21 protein-coding genes are annotated in these 25,418 nt (G+C 72.7%); 12 read left to right on the top strand and 9 right to left on the bottom strand.

All coding sequences use genetic code 11. The annotated features are described in order from the left end of the window. Positions 1–12 precede the first annotated feature (12 nt). The 4 genes from ACFO60_RS34140 to ACFO60_RS34155 form a co-directional block, all read right to left on the bottom strand. On the bottom strand, positions 13–654 hold the full coding sequence (locus tag ACFO60_RS34140) for an alpha/beta hydrolase fold domain-containing protein (RefSeq protein ID WP_380849178.1): 642 nt from the start codon (positions 652–654) through the stop codon (positions 13–15). A 166-nt stretch (positions 655–820) separates the two neighbouring features. Continuing rightward, positions 821–2,557, bottom strand: a complete 1,737-nt coding sequence (locus ACFO60_RS34145; RefSeq protein ID WP_380849181.1) for a nickel/cobalt transporter — start codon at positions 2,555–2,557, stop codon at positions 821–823. A 100-nt stretch (positions 2,558–2,657) separates the two neighbouring features. Further along, positions 2,658–3,995 carry a tetratricopeptide repeat protein gene (locus ACFO60_RS34150; protein ID WP_380849184.1) on the bottom strand — a complete coding sequence of 446 codons (1,338 nt, stop codon included), beginning with the start codon at positions 3,993–3,995 and terminating at the stop codon, positions 2,658–2,660. Positions 3,996–4,139: 144 nt separating this feature from the next. Next, a complete protein-coding gene (locus ACFO60_RS34155) occupies positions 4,140–5,531 on the bottom strand; it encodes a DUF4331 domain-containing protein (RefSeq protein WP_380849187.1) in 1,392 nt (463 codons plus the stop codon). A 256-nt stretch (positions 5,532–5,787) separates the two neighbouring features. On the opposite strand from ACFO60_RS34155, the gene ACFO60_RS34160 reads away from it, so the two are divergent. Then, a complete protein-coding gene (locus ACFO60_RS34160) occupies positions 5,788–6,645 on the top strand; it encodes a MurR/RpiR family transcriptional regulator (RefSeq protein WP_380849189.1) in 858 nt (285 codons plus the stop codon). A gap of 92 nt (positions 6,646–6,737) precedes the next feature. Here ACFO60_RS34160 and ACFO60_RS34165 read toward each other — a convergent pair whose 3' ends face one another. The 3 genes from ACFO60_RS34165 to ACFO60_RS34175 form a co-directional block, all read right to left on the bottom strand. Then, positions 6,738–7,487: an ABC transporter permease gene (locus ACFO60_RS34165; RefSeq protein WP_380849192.1), complete on the bottom strand. Its 750-nt coding sequence runs from the start codon at positions 7,485–7,487 to the stop codon at positions 6,738–6,740. 38 nt (positions 7,488–7,525) lie between these two features. Further along, the gene (locus tag ACFO60_RS34170) at positions 7,526–8,491 is read right to left on the bottom strand and encodes an ATP-binding cassette domain-containing protein (RefSeq protein ID WP_380849195.1); all 966 of its coding nucleotides are present in this window, start codon (positions 8,489–8,491) and stop codon (positions 7,526–7,528) included. Positions 8,492–8,606: 115 nt separating this feature from the next. After that, entirely contained in the window at positions 8,607–9,137 is a 531-nt protein-coding gene (locus ACFO60_RS34175; protein WP_380849198.1) for a PadR family transcriptional regulator, read from the bottom strand. A 171-nt stretch (positions 9,138–9,308) separates the two neighbouring features. On the opposite strand from ACFO60_RS34175, the gene ACFO60_RS34180 reads away from it, so the two are divergent. From ACFO60_RS34180 to ACFO60_RS34225, 10 genes are all read left to right on the top strand, one after another. Next, the gene (locus ACFO60_RS34180) at positions 9,309–10,004 is read left to right on the top strand and encodes an SDR family oxidoreductase (protein WP_380849201.1); all 696 of its coding nucleotides are present in this window, start codon (positions 9,309–9,311) and stop codon (positions 10,002–10,004) included. A 78-nt stretch (positions 10,005–10,082) separates the two neighbouring features. Then, on the top strand, positions 10,083–11,432 hold the full coding sequence (locus ACFO60_RS34185) for a formimidoylglutamate deiminase (RefSeq protein WP_380849204.1): 1,350 nt from the start codon (positions 10,083–10,085) through the stop codon (positions 11,430–11,432). A gap of 244 nt (positions 11,433–11,676) precedes the next feature. After that, on the top strand, positions 11,677–12,618 hold the full coding sequence (locus ACFO60_RS34190) for a sigma-70 family RNA polymerase sigma factor (protein WP_380849207.1): 942 nt from the start codon (positions 11,677–11,679) through the stop codon (positions 12,616–12,618). A 249-nt stretch (positions 12,619–12,867) separates the two neighbouring features. Continuing rightward, entirely contained in the window at positions 12,868–14,181 is a 1,314-nt protein-coding gene (locus tag ACFO60_RS34195) for an ammonium transporter (protein WP_380849210.1), read from the top strand. Next, complete coding sequence (locus ACFO60_RS34200; protein WP_354842131.1) at positions 14,178–14,516, top strand: P-II family nitrogen regulator; 339 nt, start codon at positions 14,178–14,180, stop codon at positions 14,514–14,516. Before ACFO60_RS34195 ends, ACFO60_RS34200 begins: the two co-directional genes overlap by 4 nt. Before the next feature lie 4 nt (positions 14,517–14,520). Then, positions 14,521–16,887: a [protein-PII] uridylyltransferase gene (locus ACFO60_RS34205; RefSeq protein ID WP_380849213.1), complete on the top strand. Its 2,367-nt coding sequence runs from the start codon at positions 14,521–14,523 to the stop codon at positions 16,885–16,887. A gap of 359 nt (positions 16,888–17,246) precedes the next feature. Then, positions 17,247–20,549 (top strand): nitrate- and nitrite sensing domain-containing protein, encoded by a 3,303-nt coding sequence (locus ACFO60_RS34210; protein WP_380849216.1) that lies wholly within the window; start codon positions 17,247–17,249, stop codon positions 20,547–20,549. Between the two features lie 37 nt (positions 20,550–20,586). After that, positions 20,587–21,009, top strand: coding sequence for a roadblock/LC7 domain-containing protein (locus ACFO60_RS34215; protein WP_380826859.1), 423 nt, complete (start codon positions 20,587–20,589; stop codon positions 21,007–21,009). After that, positions 21,009–21,368 carry a DUF742 domain-containing protein gene (locus tag ACFO60_RS34220; RefSeq protein ID WP_380849219.1) on the top strand — a complete coding sequence of 120 codons (360 nt, stop codon included), beginning with the start codon at positions 21,009–21,011 and terminating at the stop codon, positions 21,366–21,368. Before ACFO60_RS34215 ends, ACFO60_RS34220 begins: the two co-directional genes overlap by 1 nt. A gap of 13 nt (positions 21,369–21,381) precedes the next feature. Beyond that, complete coding sequence (locus ACFO60_RS34225) at positions 21,382–21,939, top strand: GTP-binding protein (protein WP_354842381.1); 558 nt, start codon at positions 21,382–21,384, stop codon at positions 21,937–21,939. Positions 21,940–21,957: 18 nt separating this feature from the next. Here ACFO60_RS34225 and ACFO60_RS34230 read toward each other — a convergent pair whose 3' ends face one another. Continuing rightward, the gene (locus tag ACFO60_RS34230; protein WP_380849222.1) at positions 21,958–22,917 is read right to left on the bottom strand and encodes an SIS domain-containing protein; all 960 of its coding nucleotides are present in this window, start codon (positions 22,915–22,917) and stop codon (positions 21,958–21,960) included. Then, positions 22,914–24,113 carry a hypothetical protein gene (locus tag ACFO60_RS34235; RefSeq protein WP_380849225.1) on the bottom strand — a complete coding sequence of 400 codons (1,200 nt, stop codon included), beginning with the start codon at positions 24,111–24,113 and terminating at the stop codon, positions 22,914–22,916. The genes ACFO60_RS34230 and ACFO60_RS34235 overlap by 4 nt, the downstream gene beginning before the upstream one ends. 153 nt (positions 24,114–24,266) lie before the next feature. Here ACFO60_RS34235 and ACFO60_RS34240 point away from each other — a divergent pair, with 153 nt between their 5' ends. Continuing rightward, positions 24,267–25,409, top strand: coding sequence for a polyamine ABC transporter substrate-binding protein (locus ACFO60_RS34240; protein WP_380849228.1), 1,143 nt, complete (start codon positions 24,267–24,269; stop codon positions 25,407–25,409). Positions 25,410–25,418 lie beyond the last annotated feature (9 nt).

A 25,418-nucleotide genomic window follows, 5' to 3' on the forward strand; every position in this document is an offset into this window, starting at 1 on the left:
CCAGCGCTCCGCTCAGACGGGGAGCAGGGCCAGGAACGAGGCGACGACCTGCCGGATGTCCTCGCGGGCCAGATCCACGTCATGGCCTCCGGCGGAGAGGTAGGTCGTCACCGGATGGCCGGAGGCCAGCAGGGCGTTGCTCAGGTCCAAGGTCTGAGTCGGCGGCACGGTGGCGTCCTCATGGCCGTGCAGCAGCAGCACCGGCACCCCGTTGCCCACATGATTGGCCGGGGTCACGTCCGCGGTGGCCTCGTCGCCGGGGGCCGGGGCGTGGCCGAGCAGCCGCGCCCACGGGCTGCCGGCGTCGCGGCCCTCGGGCCAGTCGGCCGCCAGCGGGTCCACCGGAGCGGCGCAGGCGATCACGGCTGCGATGTCGCCGGGCGCGTCGACACCGCGAAGACCCAGGTGAAGGGCAAGATGGGCGCCCGCCGAAGTGCCGGCGACCAGCAGCGGGACGCCCGGACGCTCGGCGCGCACCTTACGCGCCGCCGCCCGCACGTCGTCCAGCTGTGCCGGCCAGGTCGCCTCATGGCTCAGCCGATAACTCGCCGCGAAGACGTCGAGCCCGTGAGCGGAGAGAATCTCGCTCGAACGCTCGCCGGCGTTCCGCTCCATCCACGCTCCGCCGTGCAACCAGATCAGTGCCCGCTTCATGCCGGGATCCTACGGCTCCCGCCAGGGGGCCACGCGTCGCCTGTCAGCAGGGGGCACGCGCCACTTCCCGGCAGGGCGCCACGCGTCGCCTGTCGGCAGCGGGTACGCGCCGCTTCCTGGCAGGGTGCTACGGGTCACCGGCCAGTCTCCGGCCGGCGGGCGGGCGTCAGACGGCGCCGGCGAGGCCTCTGACGGCGAGGCCGGCGCCGAGGAGGACGACCGTCGTCGCGGTGCCGATCGGGGCCAGGCCGGCGATCCGGCCGGCCAGGCCCTTCCGGGTGGCGGCGAGCGTGTCCAGCCGGTTCGCCAGCTTCACGAGCAGCAGCCCGGTGGCCGTGAGCGTGGCCGCCATCCCGAGGCCGTACGCGGCGACCAGGGCGACACCGAACCACGTGCGCCCGAGCGCGGCCGCGCCGAGCAGGACGATCAGCGCCGACGGACTCGGCACCAGGCCGCCCGCCACGCCCAGCCCGATCAGCCCCGCCCGCCCATGCCGGCGCTCGTGACCCCGCGGGTGTCCGTCACCGTGCGAAGGACGGTCGCCGTGCTCAGGACCTTCCCCTTCCCCTTCCCCGTGCCCGGGGCCATCCTCACGCCGGTCCGCGGTCCCATCCCCGGGTCCGTGAACGTGCCCGAAACCGTGCCCGTGCCCGTGCCCGTGGCCGTGGCCGTGGCCGTGGCCATGCCTGTGGCCGTGGCCATGCCTGTGGCCGTGGCCATGCCCGTGGCCATGTCCGTGGGTACCGGGGGTGCGGGTGGCGGACCACAGGAGGCGCAGGCCCACGGCGGCGATGAGGAGTCCGCTGGCCAGACCGAGCCAGGACAGCACCGACTCCCCGGCCACGGAGGAGAGCGCGCTGATCACCAGGCCCACGACCAGCACACCGGCGGTGTGCGTGGCGGTGACCGTGGCGCCGACGACCACCGCGTCGCGCGGGCGGCCCCGTCGTCCGGCCAGGTAGGCGGCCATGACGGTCTTGCCGTGCCCCGGGATCAGCGCGTGCCCGGCGCCGAGCGCGACCGCGAGCAGCACCGCCAGCAGGCCGAGCGGGACGGTGAGCGTCGAGGCGCCGATGAGGCCGGTGAAGGTGCGGTCGAGCCCTGCCAGCCAATCGCCGATCGGCCCCGGAAGGACCGGCCCGCCCAAGGCCGGGGACGCCCCGCCCGGGTTCAGGGCGCCGGGTCCTCCTGAGGACGGCGAACCGGAGCCGGCGGGCGCTTGGCCGCTCTGCCGGGCCGAGCCGGCGGACCGGCCGGCCTGGTCGGCGGGGCCGGCGGGCCGGCCCGCCGGATCGGCGGCGGCGGCGGAGGATCGGCCCGCCGGACCGGTGGCGGCGACGCGCAGCGTGACCGAGCGCTGGTCGAGGGGGGCGGTGAGCAGATCGCCCGGGTAGGCGCGCAGCTGCCGGCTCACGCTGACCGAGGGCACGCCCGGCCGGTCCAGCCCCACTCCCTCGGCCACGGCGGTGATCTCGCGCCAGCCGATGCGATCGCCGAGGAAGGAGTCGGTGAACGCGACCGAGGACGGCGCCGTGACGTCGGCCTGCGCCCACAGGGCGCACGTCAGGCGGCTGGTCCGCAGGCCGCCCTGCCCCGCCTCGTACGCGTAGGAGGCGGCGCCGACCCGCCACGGCACCGCCGTGCCGCCCACCGTGAGCCGCTGGGCGCGGGCCAGGCCCGCGCACGTCTCGGCCGCGTGCGCGGCACGTTCCGCCGGGGAGGCGGCGCCGGAGCGGTCGGTGTCGACCTGCGCCGCGACCTGCAGGGTCGGCAGTTCGGCGTAGTCGACGATGGCCGTGTTCTCGACCCGCCCGGGGGCGATCCTCAGCCCGTCGTAGTGGTTGACGGTGAAGTTCCCGAGCGGGTGGGCCGCCACGACGGCGGCCAGGACAAGGGCGATCATCGGTACCTCGCGAGAACGGGAAGGGCAGGGAAGGAACCTCGCGCCCGGCCTCTCACGAGGGCGGCGTGCCCGGTTCGGGCGGCGTGGCGTGGCGAGGCGGTCATGACGGTCTGGCCAGGGCCGGCAGGGCAGGGGAGAAGCGAGGGTTGACGGACGTGGCTCCGGCGAGCGGGCGGGCGGCGGAGCCGCGGCCGAGCGCGTGCTCGATCGCGCCGCGGTGGTAGCGGGCCAGGGCGTTGCGCCACCCTCGTGCGGTGGCCTTCACGGCGTACGGCAGGGCTTCGCGCGACCTGCCCGCCTTGTGCAGTGCCCAGGCCAGCGCGTCGGCGGCGGCCATGTTCGGGTTCCTCGCGTACTCGGCCTCGGCGTGCCGCACGGCCACGGCGGGAGAACCGTGGTCGGCCTCGAACTCGGCCCAGGTGAGGTCGTCGCGGACCCCGCCGGCGGCCATGAGCCGCCTTTGCGCCTTCAGCAGCGCCCACTGCCCGCCGGGGTCCCTGCCGAGTTTCCGCAGGACCTCGCCGTACTCGACGATGTACTGCGCGAGGGGGAGGCGGGCGACCACGGCGGCGTACCCGTCGGCGGCGCGGTCCGGCCGCCCGGCGAGCGCCTCGGCGCGGGCCTGGCCGGCCAGGGCGGGGACGAAGCCGGGGAAGGCGCGCAACGCCTCCTGGTACATCCGGCCGGCCCGCGGCAGCTCGCCCGCGCGCAGCGCCAGCTCGCCCAGGTAGTAGCGGCAGTAGGCGACGTCCTCGGGGGCGAACGCGTCGCCCAGGGCCGCCTCCAGCAGCCGCCTTGCCTCACGGACGTCCCCGCGCAGCTCGGCGTCGTAGGACGCGCGGGTGAAGGAGGCGACGCCGGGCTTCAGGTCCATCATGCGCCGCACGGCCTCGGTGGCGCCCGCGTAGTCGCCGAGCTGGGTGCGGGCGTCGGCCAGCACGCCATAGGCGGCGGCTCCGTAGGGGTTGGCCGCGACGGCCCGCCGCGCCAGCCGCACCGCGTCCGCGAACTCGTGGCGACCGGCGGCCAGTGCGGCGCGCCCGGTGAGGACGGCGGGGTCGTCCGGGGCCAGGGCGGCCGCCCGGCGCAGCGCCTCCTCGGCCCGCGCGTACGACGACGGGTCGGCGGTGACGCGCGCCTGCTCCACGTACGCGACGCCGAGTGACGCCCACGCCTGGTGGTCGCCGGGGAGCCTCTTCAGCCGTTCTGCCAGGTTCATGACGGCCGCTGCCGCCCCCGCGGGCGTGCGCGGGACCTCGCCGGGCGCGACGGCGGCCGGGGCCTGGCCGGCGGCGACGGGGCCGGTGGGCGAGGCCTGCGCCGAGGGCAGCAGGGTCGCCGCGGCCGTGACCGCCAGGGCCGCCGCGAGGGCGCCCGCCCCCGTGAGGGCCGCCGCGCGCAGGCCGCCGCGGCGGCGATGGCGATCGAGACGGGACATGGTGATTCTCCTGGTCTGTTCACGGGGTGACGGAAGCGGTCCTCGCCGGCTCCGCGGCCCGGGGCCGGCGGCGGGGAGGGGCGGCGAGGCGGCGGGGGGTCGCCGGCCTCGTCGCGAGGGGAGAGGTGCGCGCCTGAGGTCCGGTCAGCGCTGGTTGACCGCGGCCGAGCCGGGCAGCGGGATGTAGGGGAACTTCGCCTGGAACGGCCTGTCGTTGGCGTCGACCTTGTCCCCCGCGGCCAGGGCGTCGACCAGCTTGCCGGTCAGCGCGGCGCCCTCGACGGCCTGGAGCGAGATGTCCACGACGTCGTCGCCGAGGCGGCGGCCGTTGGGGAAGCCCTGCAGGTCGCCGGCGAGCACGCCGAGCCGGTTCGGGGCACGCGTCACAGGGACCGCCATGTTGAGGCGGAGCATCTCCGAGGGCCGGAACGCCCGCGGGTCGGCGTCCTTGTTGAGGATCTGCGAGTTGAGGTCGGCCTTGATGGGGCCGTTGGCCTTGGCGATGCCGGTCAGGAAGATCTCGACCAGGTCGGCGCGCGGCGTCTTCGGAGCCGGGATCTTGTAGATGCCCTCGATGAGCTTGGGCAGCTCGGGGTTGGTGACCCGCTTGACGACCGCCGGGATGCCGGCGTCCTTGTCGGGGGAGATCGAGTTGAAGGTGTCCTTCAGGGCGGCGGGGACGACGACCTCGTTGACCAGCGGGTTGCCCAGCCGCGACACCTGCTTGTACCCGGTCGGGCTCCACTTCTCTGTGGTGGACCAGACGCCGATCACCGGGTTGCGGCCGGCGTCGCCCTTCAGCGCCACCTCGTCCTTGGGCACCTGGATGGCGATGCTGTGGACGTTGTAGCCCCTGGTGGTGTCCTGGCCGACCTCCGACAGGTCGCCGCCGTAGAGCAGGTCGAAGACCCGTAGGTCGAGGAAGAACGCCTCGTCGGCCTGGCCGGCGAAGGTCTGGCCGCCGCCGGGCAGCTTGCGCACCGACTGGGCGCGCAGCGTGCCGTAGTCGGGCATGGACGCGGCGCCGGTGTTGCTCGGCGCGACCACCCCGTCCTTGATCACCGTGGTCCATCCGTCGCGCGCCGTGAACTTCTTGAGCGTGTAGCGCTGGCGGAACAGCAGGTTCTCGTCGTCGAGCGAGGTGACCGGCCCGTTGTTGTACAGGAAGGTGGAGGTGCCGCGACGGTCCTCGTCGCGGAAGGTCCACTGGTAGGTGACGTCCGGCAGTCCGTTGCCGTTGCTGTCGATCTTGATGTTGTAGCGCGACCTGGTGTCGAAGGTGTAGAAGTTCGGCCCGCCGGTCGGCTCCTCGAACGGGATCCAGTTGGCGATGAGCGTGACGGTGTCGGGCTTGTCGGGGCTGACGAAGGCGTACACGTCGGTGTTGTCGTTGCGCGGGTCGCCGGCGATGAGCGGCGCCTCGCGGTGGGAGGACGCGCCGCCGGGCTCGGGGCGCAGGAGGGTGAGCGAGGAAGCGGCCACCACCCCGGCGACCCCCAGTGCCAGCAGGGCTCGCCGGTTGATCCGGAGCTCCATGTCGTCATGATCCTTTCGGCCACCGGTCGCGTCGCGACCGGGCGTTGATCCGTGGGAGAGAGGTCCGGCCGGGTCCTCGTGGGGTATACGGGGCCGTGGCGTCTCCGGATTGGCCGGTTCTCGCCCGGAGTTCCGGGCGGCGGGATGAGGACGGCGTTCTCCTGCGTTGTCGATCCGGGGATGGCCGCCCCGGGGGCTGGAGGTGAAGGTGGAGGACCGGCTCGGACAGCTGATCGGGGACAGGCGTCTTTCACCTGTGCAGAGGCGCATCGCGCATTACCTGAGCGAGAACCTCCACGACGCGATCTTCCTTTCGAGCGTCGAGTTGGCCGAGCGGGCCGGCGTGAGCCAGCCCTCGGTGACCCGGTTCGCCATCGCCCTGGGCTTCGCCGGATATCCGGAGTTCCGTCACGCGCTGCGTCCCCTGGTGCTGGGCGGCGACGGCGACGGCGCCGCCGACCCCGCGCCGTCGCGGGCCGGCGGCGGAGCGGGCACGGGGCGGTCTCTGTTCGAGATGGTCGACAGGGAGATACGCAACCTCGCGGCCGTCCGCGACCGCCTGGCCGGCGGCGTCCCCGCGCCCGGCCGGCCGGCCGACGGGCTTTCCGGGCGCATCCGGGGGCTCGGCACGGCGCTCGCGGCCTGCGAGCCACTGCCCGTGCTCGGGCTCCGCGTGTCCTCCGGGCCGGTCATGACGTTCTCCTACCACGCCCGGCGCATCCACCCCGACGTGCGGCCGCTCGTCCACGGCGGATCCGAGCTGACCGACGGCCTGCACGCGGCGCGCCGCGCGGGGGCCGAGTGGCTGCTGGCCATCGTCCTGCCCCGCTACCCGGCGGAGGCCGTGCACGCCCTCGAGTACGCCGCCAAGCTGGGCCTGCGCACGGCGGTCATCACCGACCGGGCCGAGGTGCCGTTCCCCGCGGACGTGGTGCTGCACGCGCCGGTGGAACCGGCGGGGGAGGAGAGCGTCTGCGACTCCCACGCGGCGCCGCTGACGGTGGCGATGCTCCTGCTGGAGGCCATGGCCGCGGCGGCGCCGCTGCGCACCCGCGCCCGGCTGGAGGAGGACGAGCGCATGAGCGGCCAGACCGGAGTCTTCCTCCAGCCCTGACGCCCGGTCTCCCCGCCGTGACGCGCTTCACGTGCTGACGCCGCGGTTCCCGGGCCGTGACGCGCTCTCCGGTCTGACGCCCCCGGCCCTCCTCAGCCGGCGAGGCGGCGCATGGAGGCGACCGACCATCGGACGGTGACCAGCGCGAGCACGAGCATGAGCGCGAAGGCGAGCGGGATGGAGCCATCGGACAGATCGCCGCGGAACAGCGCCCGCCCGGCCTCCACCGTGTAGTAAAGCGGGTTGAAGGCGGCGATCGCCCGTATCCAGTCCGGCGCCAGGGACATCGGGAGCAGGATGCCGGTCAGCAGGACCAGCGGCAGCGCGAAGAACTGCAGGATCTGCGACATCCCGTTCTCGTCGCGCAGCGCGAGCGCCAGCCCGTAGGACAGGCCGGAGGCGAAGACGCCGATCATCGCCATCAGCACCACCATGATCGCCAGGCCGGGCAGGCTCGGGCGCATGCCCATCATCAGGCCGAGCGCCGCGATCAGCAGGGCTTGGACGACCAGGACGACGACGTCTCTGAGCGTGCGTCCGAGCACGATGGCCGGGCGGCTGGCCGGGCTCACCGCGAGCCGTTCCAGCACGCCCGCGCGGATCTCGTTGATCATGCCGAAACCGACGAAGAGCGACCCGAAGAGCGCGATCATCACCATCGTGCCGGGGGTGAACTGCCGCAGGGTCTCGGCCCTCGGCACGCCCGGAGTGGTGTTGGCCAGCAGCGGGGCGAACAAAAGCATGTACAGCAGCGGTTGCAGGATGCCGAAGAGCGGCCAGATCGGATTGCGGGCGGTGTTCCTGAGTTCGTAGCTCAGGAACAGTGCGGTGTGTCTGAGCATGGCGGGGCTCCGATGGGAGGGGCGAAGGCGGGGGAAGGTCAGGCGGCGTCGCGCAGGGAGCGACCGGTCTTGTGCAGGAAGACGTCGTCGAGGGTCGCGCGGTCAAGGGCGATCGACCGGATGACCAGCGCGCTCTCCTCCAGGACGCGAAGCAGGTGCGGCAGCGCGTGCTCGCCGTCGTCGAGGTAGATGCGCAGCAGGTCGTCGTCCACCCGCACCTCGCGCGTGTACGGCAGCGCCTCGACCGGCCCGCGCGCCCGCCCGGCCTCGGTCTCCGAGGGCAGCCGCAGGGTCACCACGTCCGCGGCGACCTCCCTCTTGAGGTCGGCGGGGGTGCCTTCGGCGACGACGACGCCGTGGTCGACGATGGCGAGCCGGTCGCAAAGCGCGTCCGCCTCGTCGAGGTAGTGGGTGGTGAGCAGCACGCTGGTGCCGGAGGCGCGCAGGAGCCGGATGCGGTCCCACAGGTTGGCGCGGTTGTGCGGATCGAGCCCGGTCGTGGGCTCGTCCAGGAACAGCAACGGCGGCCGGTGGATCAGCCCGAGGGCGATGGCGACGCGGCGTTTCTGGCCGCCCGACAGCGTGCGCGCGGGCCGATCGGCGAACTCGGTGAGATCGAAGGCGGCGAGCGTCTCTTCGACGCGGGCGGCGGTGCCGGCCTTGGAGACGCCGTTCAGGCGGGCGGCGAGGATCAGGTTCGATCTCGGGCTGTTGAGCTCGTCCACGCCGCCCGCCTGGCTGACGTATCCGATGCGCTCGCGGATCTTCCGCGGCTCGGTGGCGAGATCGTGCCCCGCGACCCGGGCGGCGCCGCCGGTCGGGGTGATCAGCGTGGTCAGCATGCGGATCGTGGTGGTCTTGCCCGCGCCGTTCGGCCCGAGAACGCCGTAGATCTCGCCGGTGCGGACGGCGAGGTCGACGCCCTTGACGGCCTCCACGGTCTGTGCGCCCTTGCGGCCGCGAGCGGTGAAGGTCTTGCTCAGGCCTTCTGCCGTGATGATCACGGTGGGGTCCCTTCGATGCGGGAGGGGATGTGCGGTCGCTCCGCGGGGGCCGCGAAGCGGGTGGCCGTCCGCCGCGGTCCGCGAGTGGTCATCCGCGGGCGGGCGGCGGTGGAGATCACGGAAGCTCGTCGCGGTCGACCTTCTCGATGGCCTGCTCGACCCATTCGAGCTGGGCGCGGATCTGCATGCTGCCGAGCAGCACGGTCTCGTCGACGTGGCGGGCCGCGCCGTGGGCCCTCTTGGCGGCCAGGGCGCGCTCGTTCATCGTCAGCAGGGTCTTGAGCTGGTCTCTGCGCGCGGTGAGCGCCGCGGTGAGGTCGGCTTTGGACATGTGGTTCATGAAGGTGAGCGCCACCTGGAAGGGGTCGACGATGGGCTTGAACTGCCACCAGAACTCCTCGAGCAGGCGGTGGAACTCGCGCCTGCCGTCGTCGGTGACGGCGTACACCGTCTGGCCGCCCTTGCCGCTTTCGACGATCTCCAGCAGCCCTTCCTTGGCCATCTGGCCGAGGCCGTGGTAGATCGAGCCGAAGGCGACGTTCGCCCAATGCTGCGCACCCCAGAGCTCGAGCGTCTGACGGACCTTGTAGCCGTGCATGGGGCCGCCGAGGAGCACGCCGAGGATCAATGTGCGAGTAGCGGACATATACAAGTTTGTACTCAAATTTGAGTGGACAGTCAACCGGCGCCCGCCTTCCCTCGGCCGGCGCTCGCACCGGCCGGGCGCTCGCACCGGTCCGGCGCTCTCATTGGCCGGGCGGCCGGTGCCGTGGCCCCGTTGTTCCGCCGTGCGGGGGCCGCGCCTAGGGTGAGGCGCATGACGGCACGACCTGGCGCACTGATCACCGGAGGCTCCCGCGGGGTGGGCGCGGCCATCGCCCGGGCCCTCGCCCCCACGCACGACCTGCTCATCGGCGGGCGCGACGGCACCGCGCTGCGCGCCGTCTGCGACGAGCTGGGCGCGCGGCCATGGCCGGTGGAGCTGACCGACGAGCGGGCCGTGGCCGAGGCGGCGGCCGGCGTCGAGCGCCTCGACCTGCTCGTGCACAGCGCCGGCGTGGCGCGGCTCGGCGCGATCGCCGATGTGCCGACGCGGGCGTGGCGCGAGTCGATGGAGGTCAACGTCATCGCCGTGGCCGAGCTGACGCGCCTGCTGCTGCCGGCGTTGCGCGCCCTCCGCGGCCACGTGGTTCTGATCAACTCCGGTGCGGGGCAGCGCGCCAACGCCGGCTGGGGAGCCTACGCCGCGAGCAAGTTCGCGCTGCGGGCCTTCGCCGACGCGCTGCGGCAGGAGGAGGAGCCGCACGGCGTGCGCGTGACCACGGTGTACCCGGGGCGGGTGGACACCGACATGCAGCGCGAGGTGCGCGATCACGAGGGCGGCGCGTACGAGCCCGAGCGGTACCTGCTGCCCGAGTCGGTCGCGCGGGCGGTGCACGCGGCGGTGACGGCCGGCGCGGACGCCCACATCACCGAGATCACCGTACGGCCCGCGGCGGGTCCTGTCGCATAAACGTCATTTCATGCGACGTCAATAGATTCATTCATATATCGGGACATACGTTGACTTTTCCCTGGACATGTTGAGGGAGTGTCGGACCTTTCCTACTGGTGTGAGCTGGCCTGGGTGCATCCCGGTGAGGCGGTCGAGGGGGTTCTCGTCCGGGTGGAGGGCAGCCGCATCTCCGAGGTCGTGCACGGCGTCGCCGCAGCCCCTCAGGGAGCCGTGCGCCTGTCCGGCCTGACGATGCCCGGCATGGCGAACGCGCACTCCCACGCCTTCCACCGCGCCCTGCGCGGGCAGGCCCAGGGCGGCACCGAGGGGTTCCAGGCGTGGCGCGAGCGCATGTACTCGGTGGCGGCGCTGCTGGACCCCGACACCTATCTCGACCTGGCCAGGGGGACCTTCGCCGAGATGGCGCTGGCGGGCATCACCTGCGTCGGCGAGTTCCACTACCTGCACCACGGCGAGGGCGGCCGGCCGTACGCCGACCCCAACGCGATGGGCCACGCCCTCATCCAGGCGGCCAGGGAGGCGGGCCTGCGCATCACCCTGCTGGACGCCTGTTACCTGACCGGCGGCATCGGCGCCGCCCCGAACGACACGCAACTGCGCTTCGGCGACCGCGACGCCCACCAGTGGGCCGCGCGGGTGGACGCGCTGGCGGGCGAGTACGCCGGCAGCGACGACGTGGTGATCGGCGGAGCCGTCCACTCGGTGCGCGCCTGCCCGCCCGAGCAGATGCCCGTGGTCGCCGAGTTCGGACACCGCCGGGCCGCGCCGGTGCACGCCCAGGTCTCCGAGCGGCGCACCGAGAACCGCCACTGCGTCGAGACCTACTGCGCCACCCCGGTCCAGGTGCTGTACGAGCACGGCGTCCTCGGGCCCCGCACGACGGCCGTGCACGCCACCCACCTGTCGGACGTGGACGTGGCGCTGCTCGGCGGCACCTCCACCCACGTCTGCGTGTGCCCCACCACCGAGCGGGACCTGGCCGACGGCATCGGCCCGGCCCGCCGGCTGCACGACGCGGGGTCGCCGGTCACCCTGGGCAGCGACAGCAACGCCATGATCGACCTGTTGGAGGAGGCCAGGGCGGTCGAGCTGGGCGAGCGCCTGACCACAGGGCGGCGCGGTCACTGGACGGCCGCCGACCTGCTGGACTCGGCCACGATGGTGGGGCAGGCCTCGCTCGGCCACCCCGACGCGGGGTTCATCGTCCCGGGGGCGTGGGCCGACCTGGTCTCGGTGCGGCTGGACTCGGTGCGCACGGCGGGAGCGGGCAGCGGCTGCCCGGCCGAGACCGTGGTCTTCGGCGCCTCGGCCTCCGATGTGCACTCGGTCGTGGCCGGCGGCCGGCGGGTGGTCGCCGAGGGCGGCCACATTCTCGGCGACATCGGGACGATGCTGGCCGGCGCCATCTCCACCCTGCGGAAGTGACCGCATTTCCCCTGCGTCGAGCGGCTTTTCCGGCGGGCGAGTTTGCGCCTCTCAGGAGCGAACTCATACCTGAGGAGGAGCCCGGAAACCATTCTCCGGTCGTATCTCTTTAGGGAATCTTTGCCTTGGACTGGACGTTGATCCGGCAAAGAGGGGGAGAGCGTGTCGCACCGGTCATCGACGGCCGGAGGGGCGGGCTCCACCCGCACACCACTGCGGGCGTGGCGAGACGAGGTGCCATCGAATGGCAAGGCCGACGGGGAATCGGACGCATGACCAGCAGTCTGCTGAGAGGGACCTTCTGGGCACCTACCTGGCCGAGATCGGGCGGGTGCCTCTGCTCAGCGCCGACCAGGAGGTCGAGCTGGCCAAGCGCATCGAGGCGGGTCTCTACGCCGAGCAGCTGCTGGACGGCGGCGAGCCCGAGCCGAAGACCGCGGGAGCCCTCGACGAGGAGCTCGAACGGCTCGCGGTGTCGGGGCAGCGCGCCAAGGACGAGTTCATCCAGGCCAACCTCCGCCTGGTGGTGGCCGTCGCGAGGAAGTACTCCGGCAGGGGGATGCCGCTGATCGACCTGGTGCAGGAGGGGAACCTGGGCCTGGTCAGGGCGGTGGAGAAGTTCGACTACCGCCGGGGGTACAAGTTCTCGACCTACGCCACCTGGTGGATCCGCCAGTCCGTGGGCCGCGCCATCCACGAGCAGGCCAGGCCGGTGCGCCTGCCCACCCACGCCGGTGAGCAGATGACCCGCCTGATGCGGGTCCGCCGCGACATGATGGCCGAGCTGGACGCCGAGCCGACGGACGCCGACCTCGCCGAGGTCCTCGACCTGCCGATCGAGCGGGTGCGCGAGCTGCGCCGCTGGGCATCCGACCCGGTGTCGCTGCAGCTCGGCGTGGGTGACGAGGACGAGACCGAGCTCGGTGACATGATCGCCGACGACACGTGGGCCGATCCTGAGCAGCAGGCCATGGACACTCTCGAGCGCGAGCGGCTGGAAGACTGGCTGCAGGACCTCGAAGGCCGCGCCCGCGAGATGTTGCGTTGGCGTTACGGCCTGGTCGACGGTCGCGAGCACACCCTCACCGAGGTCGGCGAGCGGTACGGCATCGGCCGTGACCGCGCGCGGCGCATCGAGCGTGACGCCCTCGCGCGCCTGCGCAAGATGGCCCAGGCGGCCGCCTAGCCCGGGCCGGGCACCCCGTCGCGGCGCGTCGTTAGGGACGCGCCGATATCGTTTAGACGACCCTCCGAAACGTGGCCGAAACATCGCTGTCGCGAGTTTCACGTACGTGAAACACGCCAGGTCCAGACCTGAAACGGCAGAAGAACACGCTTTCGCCCAACGTCAGTGTGCAGCCGGTCAATGGAGCCCTGGAGCGCCCACTGCGGGAGAAAACGGCCACACGCCATTTGTAAGGGAGGGTCGCATCGAATGAAGATCGATAGCGGCACCACAGCCTGGATGCTCGCGGCCACCGCGTTGGTGCTGCTGATGACTCCTGGCCTCGCGTTCTTCTACGGGGGCATGACCAGGGCGAAGAGCGTCCTGAACATGATGATGATGTCGTTCGTCAGCATCATCACGGTAACCATCGCCTGGGTGATCTACGGGCACTCGCTCGCGTTCGGTGCGAACGGCAACGACTTCCTCAACAAGTTCGTCGGCGGACTCGGCGACCTCGGGCTGCAGAGCCTGGTCGACACCGCCACCAAGGAAGACGGCACAGGCATGCCCAGCCTGGTGTTCTCCGCCTTCCAGCTGACGTTCGCCATCATCACGGTCGCCCTGATCAGCGGTGCGATCGCCGACCGCGCCAAGTTCGGCGCCTGGGTCGTCTTCTCCGTCGTGTGGGCGACGATCGTCTACTTCCCGGTGGCGCACTGGGTGTGGGGCGGCGGCTGGCTGACCCAGCTCGGCATCGAGGACTTCGCCGGCGGCACGGTGGTCCACGTCAACGCCGGTGCGGCGGGTCTCGCGCTCGCGGTGGTGCTGGGCAAGCGCAGCGGCTGGCGCAAGGACCCGATGCGGCCGCACAACCTGACCCTGGTGCTGCTGGGCGTCGGTCTGCTGTGGTTCGGCTGGTTCGGCTTCAACGCCGGCTCCGAGCTCGCCGTGGACGGCACCGCGGGCCTCGCGTTCATGAACACCCAGGTCGCGACGGCGGTCGCCGCCGGCGCCTGGATCCTGGTCGAGAAGCTCCGCGACGGGCACTCCACCACGCTGGGCGTCGCCTCCGGTGCGGTCGCCGGTCTGGTGGCCATCACCCCGGCCTGTGGTTTCGTCGACCCGTGGGCCGCGATGGTCATCGGCGCCATCGCCGGTGCGGTCTGCGCCTACGCGGTGGGCCTGAAGTACAAGCTCGGCTACGACGACTCGCTCGACGTGGTGGGCGTCCACCTGGTCGGTGGCGCGCTCGGCGCCATCTCCCTGGGCTTCTTCGCCGCCTACCCCTTCCTCGAGCCGCAGGCCAAGGGCTTGTTCTACGGCGGCGGAGTGACCCAGCTGGGGCGTCAGATCCTCGGCCCGGTCGTCGTCGGGCTCTACTCCTTCGTCCTTGCCTGGATCATCGGCAAGATCATTGACAAGACGATGGGCTTCAGGGTCACTGAAGAGGACGAGGTCACCGGCATCGACATCACCACCCACGCCGAGACCGGCTACGACCTCGGCTCCGTTCACGCTTCCGGCGTCGCCGCGTCGGTGAACGGCCCAGTCCCATCAGTGGCGAAGAAGGTAGACGCATGAGGCTCATCACAGCGGTGATCAAGCCATTCAAACTCGACGACGTCAAGGCGGCTCTCGAGCAGTTCGGCGTCAAGGGCATGACGGTCAGCGAGACCAGCGGTTACGGCCGGCAGCGCGGCCACACCGAGGTCTACCGCGGCGCCGAGTACCAGGTCGACCTGGTGCCCAAGGTCCGCGTGGAGGTCCTCACCGAGGAGGAGGACGCCGAGGACGTCATCGACGTCATCGTCAAGGCCGCCCAGACGGGCAAGATCGGCGACGGCAAGGTCTGGTCCGTGCCCGTGGAGACCGTGATCAGGGTGCGCACGGGAGAACGCGGACCGGAGGCCCTCTAACCGGATGATGAGAGGCGACGCTCGCTCATATGCCGCGGCCCGCAAAGAGCGGGCCGCGGACATCGACCGCTGGCTGGCCGACCTCTTCCGCACGGCGTGTCCGCAGCCGCACGGAGGCCGGGAAGGCCGCAACGGGCTCGGGGGGGCCAAGAGCGGGTTCTCCTCCGCTGATGAACGCGGCGCCGGCGCCTCCCTCGGGGGGCCCGGCGCACCGCCCGCGGGGGCCGGCGCGGTCCTTTCGGGCACCGGCATCGCATTGCTGGCAGTCGGCAGCCTGGGCCGCGCCGAGCTGGCCCCGGGCAGTGACCTGGACCTGGTGCTGCTGCACAACGGCCAGGACGACATCGGCCGCATCGCCGACCGCATCTGGTACCCCATCTGGGACTCCGGCCTCGGGCTCGACCACTCGGTGCGCACGGTCGAAGAGGCCACCAAGGTGGCACGCGAAGACCTCAAGGCGGTTCTCGGGCTGATCCAGGCCCGTCACATCGCCGGCGACCCCGAGCTCACCAGAGCGGCCCGCGAGGCCGTGCTCGCCGAGTGGCGGGCCGACTCCCGGCGCAGGCTCGCCGAGCTGCACGAGTCGGCGGACAAGCGCTCCGAAGCCTCCGGCGAACTGGCCTTCCTGCTCGAACCCGACCTCAGGGACTCCCGCGGCGGCCTGCGCGACGTGCAGGCCATGCAGGCCGTGGCCGCCGCCTGGGTCGCCTCCGCGCCCGGTCCGCGGGTCCGCGAGGCCTACGAGTTCCTGCTGGACGTGCGCCACGGGCTGCACCTGGTCACCGCCCGCGGCGCCGACCGCCTGGTGCTGCAGGAGCAGGACGCCGTCGCGGGGGCGCTCGGCCTGCTGGACGCCGAGGCCCTGATGCGCCGCCTCGCCGAGGCGGGACGCACGGTCTCCCACGCCTTCGACGCCACCTGGCGCACCGTCGACCGGCTGCTCTCAGGGCCGGCCCCGCGCGGCCGGCGCCCGCTCGCCGACGGCGTGGTCGAGCATGGCGGCGAGGTGGTCCTCGCCCGCGGCATCAACCCCAAGGACGACCCCATCCTGGTGCTCAGGGCGGCGGCCGCGGCCGCCGAGGCCGGCCTGCCGATCGCCCCCGCCACCGTCTCGGTGCTCGCGGCCCAGTCGCCGCCGCTGCCGGTGCCCTGGCCCGACGAGGCCCGCGACGCGCTGGTCGCGCTGCTCGGGGCCGGGCGCGCCGCCGTGCCGGTGTGGGAGGAGCTCGACCAGGCGGGCGTCATCGTCCGGCTCATCCCCGACTGGGAGCGCGTGCGGCACCGTCCGCAGCGCAACCCCGTCCACCGCTTCACGGTCGACCGCCACCTCATCGAGACGGCGGCGGGCGCGGCGTCGTTCACCCGTGAGGTGTCCCGGCCCGACCTGCTGCTCATCTCTGCCTTGCTGCACGATGTGGGCAAGGGCTGGCCGGGCGACCACTCGACCACCGGCGAGATCGTCGCCAGGGACATCGGCGCCCGCATGGGCCTGGCGCCGGCCGACGTCGAGACGCTGGCCACCGTGGTCCGCCACCATCTGCTGCTGCCCGAGACCGCCACCCGGCGCGACCTGGACGACCCGGTGACGATCTCCCGGGTCGCCGAGGCGGTCGGCAGCCGCGAGGTGCTGGAGCTGCTGGCCGCGCTCGCCGTCGCCGACGGCAACGCCACCGGTCCGGCCGCCTGGAACTCCTGGAAGGCGTCCCTGGTCTCCGAGCTGGTCCGCAGGGTGCGGTCGGCGCTGTCGGGCAGCCCGCCGGCGCCCGCGCCCTCGCTGTCGCCGCAGCAGGCGTCCCTGGCCAGGCACGGCGGCGGCGCGATCCGGGTCAACGGCGGAGCGGTCACCGTGGTCGCGCCCGACCGGCCGGGCCTGCTCTGGCGGGCGGCCGGCGTGCTGGCGGCGCACCGCATGGTCGTGCGTTCCGCCTCGGCCGCCTCGGCGTCCTCCACCGCGGTGATCGAGTTCGCGGTGATCCCCGAGTACGGCACGCCGCCGGACCCGGCCACCCTGGAAGCCGATCTGCGCCTGGTGCTGGCCGGCCGCCTGGACATCGAGCAGAGGCTGGCGCGGCGCACGCGGTCGGTCCGCCCGGCGCGGGTCCCGGTCGCCCCTCCGAGGGTCAGCCTGGTGGACGACGCCTCGCAGACGGCCACGGTCGTCGAGGTCCGGGCGCACGACCGCCCCGGGCTGCTGTGGCGCATCGGGCGCGCCTTCGGCGAATGCAACCTTGACGTGCGCGCCGCGCGCGTGGAGACTCTCGGCGCGGAGGCGGTCGACGTCTTCTATGTGGTCGACAGATCCGGTCAGCCCATTACGGACGCCGCGCAACGGGTGCAGGTTCGCGAGCACGTGCTCGCCGCGCTGCGCTGACCGCCCGGTCGCGCGCTGAATACTGTCCTGAATCTGCAGGTCAGCGGGCATGGACCGCTCCACGATTCATAACAATTGCGTCGGGTGTGCCGGTTCCGTCGTCGGTAATGGTGACCTTGTGGTCGAATTGTCCCGGTTATGTCCTTATCAGCCATGCCGTCATCCATGCATGGAAGAGCGCAGGGGGTGGCGCGAGCATGATGGAACCCGAGACCCAGGCGAAACCCCGCTCTGAGGCCGGTACTGGCGCGAAGCGGCGCAGGCACGCGGGCGGGCAGGGGAGCCAGAACGGTCCAGGCGGCCAGCATGTGCAACGCGGCCGGCGCGGACCGGCACGGTTCGCGCCACGCCACTGGCGAGTGCCCGCGCGCCTGACCGCGCTCATCCTGGTGCCCACGATCGTCGGCGTCCTGCTGGCGGGCCTGCGCGTCGTGTCCTCGATCGACAGCGTCGCCGCCTACCAGCGCAACGCCGCCGAGGCCACGACCGCCGTCCATCTGCGCGAACTCGCCTTCCAGCTGGGATTGGAACGCGACAGGTCGATCTGGTTCCAGACCACCCGCCAGCAGCGGGCCGCGCTGGTCGACCAGCGCGCCGTCGTCGACGCGGCCGTCACCAAGGTCCGAGGCGACCTCGCCGCGATCGACTCCGAATACGGAGTGCGCGCCGTCCAGGACGCACAGCAGGTCCAGAACCGCCTGGACACCATGGCGGTCATCCGCAAGGGCGGCCAGCCGGCCAAGTTCACCGACATGGTCACCGCGCTGCTCCGGCTGCACGACGAGATCATCCAGACCAGCGAGGACCCGCAGCTCATCGGTGACCTGCGCGGGCTCAGCGCGCTCGCCCACGCCAAGGAGGAGGCCTCCCAGCAGCGCGGCACCCTCATCGGCACGCTCGCGCGCGGGCAGCGGTTCACCGCCGAGAAGCTGGAGGACTTCATCGCCGCCCGCTCGCGGCAGAAGACCGCGCTCGCGACCTTCAGCGGCGAGGCCGGCGCCGACAACGGCCGGCTGCTGTCCTCCACCCTCCAGGGCGAGCAGGTGGTCAGGGCCGAGCTCACCAAGTCGTGGGCGATCGCTCTGGCCTCCCGGAACCTGCCGGTGCGGGCGAACGGCGCCGGTGGCGGCGCCCCCGCGGTCAAGCAGTGGTTCGAGGACAGCACCAAGACCATCGACCTGCTCCAGCGGGTGGAGCGCCAGGTCGCCGCGAGCGTCGCCACCCGCGCCGCCGCGCTGGAGTCGGCCGAGCGGCGCAACGCGATCATCGCCGGCGTCCTCATCCTCGCCCTGATCCTGCTGGTGCTGGCCACCACGGTGCTCATCGCCCGTTCGCTGGTGCGGCCGCTGCGCCGCCTGCGCTCCGAGGCGCTGGAGATCGCCGGTTTCCGCCTGCCGGCCGTCGTGCGGCGGATGCGCGAGACGGGCGACGTCGCCGAGGCCGCCGACGTCCAGCCGATCCTCGTGGGCACCCACGACGAGATCGGCGAGGTCGCGACCGCGTTCGACGAGGTCCACCGGCAGGCCCTCCGGCTGGCGGCCGAGGAGTCCCAGCTGCGCGGCAACGTCAACGCGATGTTCGTCAACCTCTCACGGCGCATCCAGACCCTCGTCGAGCGGCAGATCTCCCTCATCGACGGCCTGGAGCGCGGCGAGCAGGACGGCCCGCGCCTGGCCGACCTGTTCAAGCTGGACCACCTGGCCACCCGCATGCGCCGCAACAGTGAGAACCTGCTGGTCCTCGCCGGGCACGAGGCCGCGCGCAAGCGCAGCCAGCCCGCCAAGCTGGTGGACGTGGTCCGGGCGTCGCTGTCCGAGGTCGAGGACTACGAGCGGGTCAGCGTCAAGGTCCACCGCAACGCGGCCATCGCCGGGTACGCGGCCAACGACGTGGTCCACCTGGTGGCCGAGCTGGTCGAGAACGCCCTGGCCTTCTCGCCGCGCAACACGCGCGTCGTGGTGTCCAGCAGCATGATCGAGGGCGGCGGCGCGCTGCTCGCCGTCAGCGACTCGGGCATCGGCATGACGGCCGAGGAGATCGCCGAGACCAACCGCAAGCTGGCCGACCCGCCGGTCGTGGACGTCTCGGTGTCGCGCCGCATGGGCCTGTTCGTGGTCGGCCGCCTCGCCCTGCGCCACGACATCCGCGTGCAGCTGCGGCGCGGCGACGCGGCCGGGCTCATCGCCATGGTGCTGTTCCCGCCGCAGCTCATCTCCGTGTCGGCCGGGCGGCCGCTGCTGCCGCAGCGAGACGCGGCGCAGGAGACGCCCTCGCCCGCCTTCGGCGGCTCCGGCCGGTCCGCCGGCGGGTCCTCCGCCTACGACGAGGGCGAGCCGTTCTCGGCCTTCAACGGCCGCGGCGCGGAGCCCGGCGCCGGATCCACGCCGCTCCCCAACGGCACCGGGCCCATGCCGGTCTCCAACGGCACAGGGCCGACGCCCGTGCCGAACGGCGGCGGGCCGCACTCCTATCCCGGCGCGTTCCAACCGGTCCGCAACGGCACCGGGTCGCCGTTCGGCTCACAGACGGGCGACCTCGGGCAGGGGGCGCCGGGCGGCGCCTTCGGCGGCCCCGCTCCCGGAGGCACGGGGCCGGTCCCCGGCGCCGCCGGACCGGGTCACGGAAAGGGCGCGCGGGGCGACGAGCCGGTCTTCGGTGCGGCCCGGGGCGACGAGTTCGTCTTCGGGGCGGCAAGCGCGGACGACGAGGCCGGTTTCGGACCCGTCGGCCCCTCCACGGGCCCCTCCGGCCCGTCCGGTCCCGCCACGCCGTCCGGATGGCCGGCCGCGTCCGCCGGTCCGGCCACGGGCTCCTCCGGCCCCGCCGCCGGGCAGGCCGGGCTGCCGGTGCGCTCGCCAGGCCTGCACACCCAGGCCGATCCGCCGACCGCGCCCTTCACGCCCGTGATCCCGAGCGCCGCCGGACCGGGCACGGGTCCCGCCGGCCCGGGCACCAACCCCGCCGGGCCCCGTGCGGGCGCCTTCGGGGCGAGCCCCGCGGACGCGCTCGGCCCGCGCACCGGCCCCGCCGGACCGCACACCGGGCCGGCCGGGCTCGGCGGTCCGCGTCCTGAACACCTCCAACCGCGTCCGGCGGCGCCCGTGTCCGGCGCCGGCGAAACGCCGCTGGAGCGCGGCGACGAGTTCCTGCCGATCTTCGCCTCCGTCGAGTCGGCGTGGTTCCGCCGTCCCGATCCCCACGAGATCGCCACATCCCGGGGACAGGCCGAGGCCGGCACCGAAAAGGGCGCGGCGACGGCCGGGTCCGAGCGCGGCGAGCGGACGGCGGGCACGGCAGGTCCGGAAGGTCCGGCGAAACGCCGTGAGGCGGCGCCGGAGCCCGCGCGACCTGCCGCCGAGGCGGCGGCGTGGGGCTCCACGGCCGACTCCGGATGGCAGGCCGCCGACGCGGTGAAGGAGCCCTCCCTCGGGGGCGTCACCGCCGCGGGGTTGCCCAAGAGGACGCCGAAGGCCAACCTTGTGCCCGGGTCGGTCTCCGGCCCGCCGGCCTCGGCGGCGGCGGGCGGGTCCGCACCTCCGTCCCCGCCGGTGTCCGCCGAGCTGATCCGCGCCAGGATGTCGCGCTTCCAGCAGGGCATCCAGCGGGGCAGGGCGGACATCACCGAAGCGACGTCCAGCAACACCGACAGCGACAATCCCTGACCCACTTGACCGACGCGGCACTGAATGAGGAGGGCCCGTGATCGACCTGAGCCACGAGGCACGCAGGTTCGACTGGCTGATCACCGAGTTCGTCAGCGGGACGCCGGGCGTCGCGCACGCGGTCGTCGTCTCGGCGGACGGCCTGCGGCTGGCGAACTCCGAAGGCTTCCCGCCTGACCGCGCCGACCAGCTCGCGGCGGTGGCCGCGGGCCTGCTGAGCCTGACGGTGGGCGCCTCCCGCGTGTTCGACGGCGGCGGCGTGACGCAGACCGTCGTCGAGATGCAGTACGGCATCATGCTGGTCATGGCGATCAGCGACGGTTCCTGCCTGGCCGTCCTTGCGTCGCCCGACTGCGACATGGGCCTGGTGGCCTACCAGATGACGCTGCTGGTCGAGCGCGCGGGCCAGGTGCTCACCCCCGCTCTGCGCGCCGAGTTGCAGACCTCCAGGATCCGGTGATGCTCAACGGTGACGGGACCGAGGACGAGCCCCTCTTCCGTCCGTACGCCGTCACCGGGGGCCGGGCAGAGCCGAGTTACCACCTCGCGATGGAAACTCTGGTCTCATCGGCCCCCATAATGGGCGATGATTTGTCCCTGCTCACTCCCGAGCAAGAAGCGATCATCGTGCTCTGTCGCTCCGTCCGTTCGGTCGCCGAGATCTCCGCGTTGCTGCGGGTGCCGCTCGGCGTGGCCCGCGTGCTGATCGCGGACATGGCGGACGAAGGTCTGGTACGCCTGCATCTGCCACGGCTCGACCAGGGACAACCAGACCACAACCTGCTTGAAAGGGTTCTCAGTGGACTTCGCAGGCTCTAGCCGGGGCCCGGCGCTGACGTCGACGAAGATCGTCGTCGCCGGCGGGTTCGGCGTCGGCAAGACCACCTTCGTCGGCGCGGTGTCGGAGATCCTCCCGCTGACCACCGAAGCGGTCATGACCGACGCCAGCGCCGGCATCGACGACCTGGGTCTGACCCCGCACAAGACCACGACCACGGTGGCGATGGACTTCGGCCGGCTCTCGCTGGACCAAGACCTGATCCTGTACCTGTTCGGCACGCCCGGACAGCACCGCTTCTGGTTCATGTGGGACGACCTGGTGCGCGGCGCGATCGGCGCCGTCGTGCTGGTCGACACCCGCCGCCTGGCCGACTGCTTCCCGGCCATCGACTACTTCGAAGAGGCCGGTCTGCCGTTCGTGGTCGGCATCAACGGCTGGGACGGGCACTACCCTCACGTCGAGCAGGAGGTCCGCGAGGCGCTCACCCTCGCCCCGCACATCCCGATCGTGCGCACCGACGCGCGCTCCAGGGACGCCGTGAAGTCGACCCTGATCACGCTGGTCGAGTACGTCCTGACCCTCAGGTCGGCGTACGGTCGCACCAGCTGATACCCGGCGTGCGGCGCGTCAGGCGGTCGTCTCGGACCACCACGACGCCGCCACCAGTTCGGCGACGAGGGTCTCGGTGAGCAGGGCCACGCCGGGGTCGGCGTCGCCCGCGTACCTGAGCGCGTGCGCGCCCTCGACCGCGCCGCCGACCGCCAGTACGGTCGAGCCGCGCTGCCGCACCCACTCCATGGCCTGCTCGTCGTAGCGCGAGCCGGGGAACAGGATGGCCCGGTAGTCGAGGGTCTTGGTGAGGTACACGTCCACGTGCGCCCAGTCGCCGGTCTCGCACGCGTCGGCGGGGCGGCGCGGCCCCTCGCGCAGCATCAGCGCCGACTGCTCGGCCGAGGACAGCCGTTCGGCGGGGGCGACGGTGTAGACGCCGTGCGGCCCGTCGAGCAGGGTGAGCGCGTCGGCGAGCCATGCGCCCCTGCGGTCCAGCAGGTCGGCGCTCGCCTCGGCGGCGCGGCGCACCAGCCCCGGGACGTCCGCCTTGACCCCGGTCAGCCGGGCCTGCAGCGCCAGCAGCAGCGCCAGCGTGTGCTGGAAGGTGCGGCAGGAGACGCCGCCGCGTTCCTCGCCCGCCGCCATGTCCGCCACCAGGTCGGCCCCCTCGGTCACGGGCGAGCCGAGGGTGTTGGTGAGGGCCAGGACGGTGGAGCGCCCGCGATGGCGGGCGAGCGCGTCCAGGGTCTCGCGGCTCCCGCCGGTGGCCGAGATGGCGACGACCAGAGTGTCACGCGCGGGCGGGTGGCCGATCGCGGCGGAGGCGTACTCGGCGACCGCGTCCACGCCGGCCGCCCGCAGCCGCAGGGCCGCCACCCCGGCGGCGTACCGCGAGCTGCCCATGCCGAGGAAGACCACCCTCCGCACGTCCTCGGGCACCTCCTCGAACGGATCGCGATCCGCCAGGGTGGCGGCCAGCGCCGAAAGGGCGGCCGGCTTGGCCTCCAGATCGGCCAGGTACAGCTCGGGGTTCACGCGATCTCCTCGGCGGGCGACGGGGCGGCGGTCTCGGTGGCGGCGGCCGCGCGGGACGCGCCGGCGCGGGCGGACGGCGGAACGTCCGGGAAACGGCTGCGCAGGACGCCCATGGGGGCGTAGCGCCAGCGGGGGAGGTGCAGGGCCGCGTAGATCAGCTCGCGGCACAGCTGCTCGATCTCGAACGCGCCGAGCAGCGATTCGTCGAGCAGCCCGGCCATGCCCCGCGTGGCGAGGGCGTCGCGGTAGGCGGACAGCAGCGAGCCGCGCGCGGCGGCGGCCCACGCGAGGGCGCGCGACGGGGCGGCGCCGCGCCGCCGGACCGCCACCTGGGCCACGTGCTCCAGGCTGGTGGCGAGCTGGGCGAGGTCGCGGGCGGCCGGCTGGAACGGGTCGGCGCCGGTCACGGTCGGGTTGCCGTCGAAGTCGACCACGGCGTACCCGTCGCGCCAGCGCAGCGTCTGGCCCACGTGCAGGTCGCCGTGGATGCGGATGAGCGGTGTGCCGGACACCTCGCCGAGCGGCGAAAGGCGGCCCGCGAGCGCGGGCGCGTGCCGGGCCAGCCAGGCGCCGTCCTCGCCGCCGGTGAGCTCAAGGGCGCGCGTCAGGGCGTCGCCGGCCCGGGCGGCCCATCCTCCACCCGGCTCCGCGGCCCGTACGGGGCCGGGGAAGGCGGGCGAGGGGGTGGCCATCGCCGCGTGCAGGCCGGCGGCGAGGCGTCCGAGGGCGGCGGCGAAGGCGGTGCGGCCGGCCTCGGCCTCGTCCACGCACCACTGCCAGCCGTCCGCGGCGTCCGGCAGGTAGGCGGTGACCAGGGCGACCAGCCGCTCGCCGCCGCCCGGCGGGCGCGCCGTGAGCGCGGCGTACGGCAGGGCGGTCTCGGTGAAGCCGACCGAGGTCAGGTGGGCGAACATCTCGGGGGCGGGCTGGGGGAGCGGCGGGGGCGGCGTGAGCCACTTGACCACGACCCGTTCGTCCACGACCACCGAGTGGTTGGTCTGGTCGACGTCGAACCCGCGCTCGCCCGCCGTGGCCCGCACCGCCGGCAGCGGGTGGAACGGCACGACCGTGAGGCCGCCCGGCGGGTCGTCGCCACGGGACAGGGCGGCGACCAGGGCCGCGGTGGCGCCGTCGCCGGCGACCGGCGTTCCACCGTGCGACGCCGGGCCGTCAGGTTCTGTTGAACTCAGATTCAACTCAGCAACCAAACTACGAGCTAACAATGTCCGGGAAAGTCTTGCTCATGTTGATCTGTGCTGCAACACTCCTGCTTTGGTCTGCCGTGCGAAGGTCAGGCACCGCGGTCTTTTTCGTACCACAGAACCTTGAATCCCTAAGGAGTAGCGGCCGTGTCCCGAACCCGGTACGCCCGTCATCTTCCGGTCGCGGCGGTCGCCGCCGGTCTCGCTCTCGCCCTCGCGGCGTGCGGGGGTGGCGGTTCGACGAGCGCCGACGGCGCCGCGCCGAGCGCGGCGGCCGACGAGCTGAACCCGAACGCCGACCTGAAGAAGCAGTCGGTCACCATCACCATCTGGGACGGTTACAGCCCGAAGGACCTGCCCGAGCGGGTGAAGCAGGACAGCAAGCTCGGCTTCGACCTGAAGACCACCCTCCACGCCACCAACGAGGAGGCGATGGCCAAGCTCACGGCCGGCACCGACAGCGGCATCGACGTGGCGTTCGTCTCCGGCCAGTACGCGCAGGCGCTCAACGAGCAGGGCCTTCTCGAGCCGCTGCACCCCGAGCTGATCCCGAACCTGGCGAACCTCTACCCTGAGGCGGCCCAGATGTCCTTCGACAAGGGCAACAAGTTCTCGGTGCCCTACACCTGGGGCACGACGGGCATCTGCTACCGCACCGACCTGGTGAAGACCAAGCCGACAAGTTGGAACGATCTCCTGAACCCCGCGCCGGAGCTCAAGGGCAAGGTCACGATGATGACCACCGAGCGCTGGCTGGCGCTGCCCGCCCTGAAGGCCGTGGGCGCCTCGATCAACACCACCGACGACAAGCAGCTCGCCCAGGCCAAGGACACACTGCTCAAGGCCAAGCAGGCCGGCATGCTCTACGACGACACCACCTTCGGCGCCAAGCTGGAGAAGGGTGAGGCCGCGCTGGTCGAGGCGTGGGACGGCTGGTGCCCGACCACCAACCCGAAGATCAAGTTCGAGGTGCCCAAGGAGGGCAGCGACCTCTGGTCGGACACCATGGTGATCATGAAGACCTCCAAGAACAAGGAGGCCGCCCACGCGTTCATCAACTACATCCTCGACCCGTCGGTGCACAGCTGGGTGTCGGAGAACATCCTGTACAAGGTGCCGAACAAGGCCGCCATGGACCTGCTGAACGCCAACAACAAGGACCTGGTCGCCAAGAACACCCCGCTGCAGATGACCCCGGCGGAGCTGCTCAAGGGCGAGTCCATCGTCGACCTCGGCGAGGACTCCGGCAAGTACACCCGCCTGGCCACCGAGATCTCCGCCAAACAGTGACGGTCTCGC

The sequence above is a fragment of the Sphaerisporangium dianthi genome (assembly GCF_042654065.1).
GTDB classification, from domain to species: Bacteria; Actinomycetota; Actinomycetes; order Streptosporangiales; family Streptosporangiaceae; genus Sphaerisporangium; species Sphaerisporangium dianthi.

Excerpts from the sequence above, each read along its gene's own strand:
- ACFO60_RS34220 (WP_380849219.1), top strand. The coding sequence starts at position 21,009 with ATGCTCAACGGTGACGGGACCGAGGACGAGCCCCTCTTCCGTCCGTAC.
- ACFO60_RS34180 (WP_380849201.1), top strand. The coding sequence starts at position 9,309 with ATGACGGCACGACCTGGCGCACTGATCACCGGAGGCTCCCGCGGGGTG.
- ACFO60_RS34140 (WP_380849178.1), bottom strand. The coding sequence starts at position 654 with ATGAAGCGGGCACTGATCTGGTTGCACGGCGGAGCGTGGATGGAGCGG.
- ACFO60_RS34175 (WP_380849198.1), bottom strand. The coding sequence starts at position 9,137 with ATGTCCGCTACTCGCACATTGATCCTCGGCGTGCTCCTCGGCGGCCCC.
- ACFO60_RS34145 (WP_380849181.1), bottom strand. The coding sequence starts at position 2,557 with ATGATCGCCCTTGTCCTGGCCGCCGTCGTGGCGGCCCACCCGCTCGGG.
- ACFO60_RS34150 (WP_380849184.1), bottom strand. The coding sequence starts at position 3,995 with ATGTCCCGTCTCGATCGCCATCGCCGCCGCGGCGGCCTGCGCGCGGCG.
- ACFO60_RS34195 (WP_380849210.1), top strand. The coding sequence starts at position 12,868 with ATGAAGATCGATAGCGGCACCACAGCCTGGATGCTCGCGGCCACCGCG.
- ACFO60_RS34200 (WP_354842131.1), top strand. The coding sequence starts at position 14,178 with ATGAGGCTCATCACAGCGGTGATCAAGCCATTCAAACTCGACGACGTC.
- ACFO60_RS34155 (WP_380849187.1), bottom strand. The coding sequence starts at position 5,531 with ATGGAGCTCCGGATCAACCGGCGAGCCCTGCTGGCACTGGGGGTCGCC.
- ACFO60_RS34190 (WP_380849207.1), top strand. The coding sequence starts at position 11,677 with ATGGCAAGGCCGACGGGGAATCGGACGCATGACCAGCAGTCTGCTGAG.
- ACFO60_RS34165 (WP_380849192.1), bottom strand. The coding sequence starts at position 7,487 with ATGCTCAGACACACCGCACTGTTCCTGAGCTACGAACTCAGGAACACC.
- ACFO60_RS34205 (WP_380849213.1), top strand. The coding sequence starts at position 14,521 with ATGATGAGAGGCGACGCTCGCTCATATGCCGCGGCCCGCAAAGAGCGG.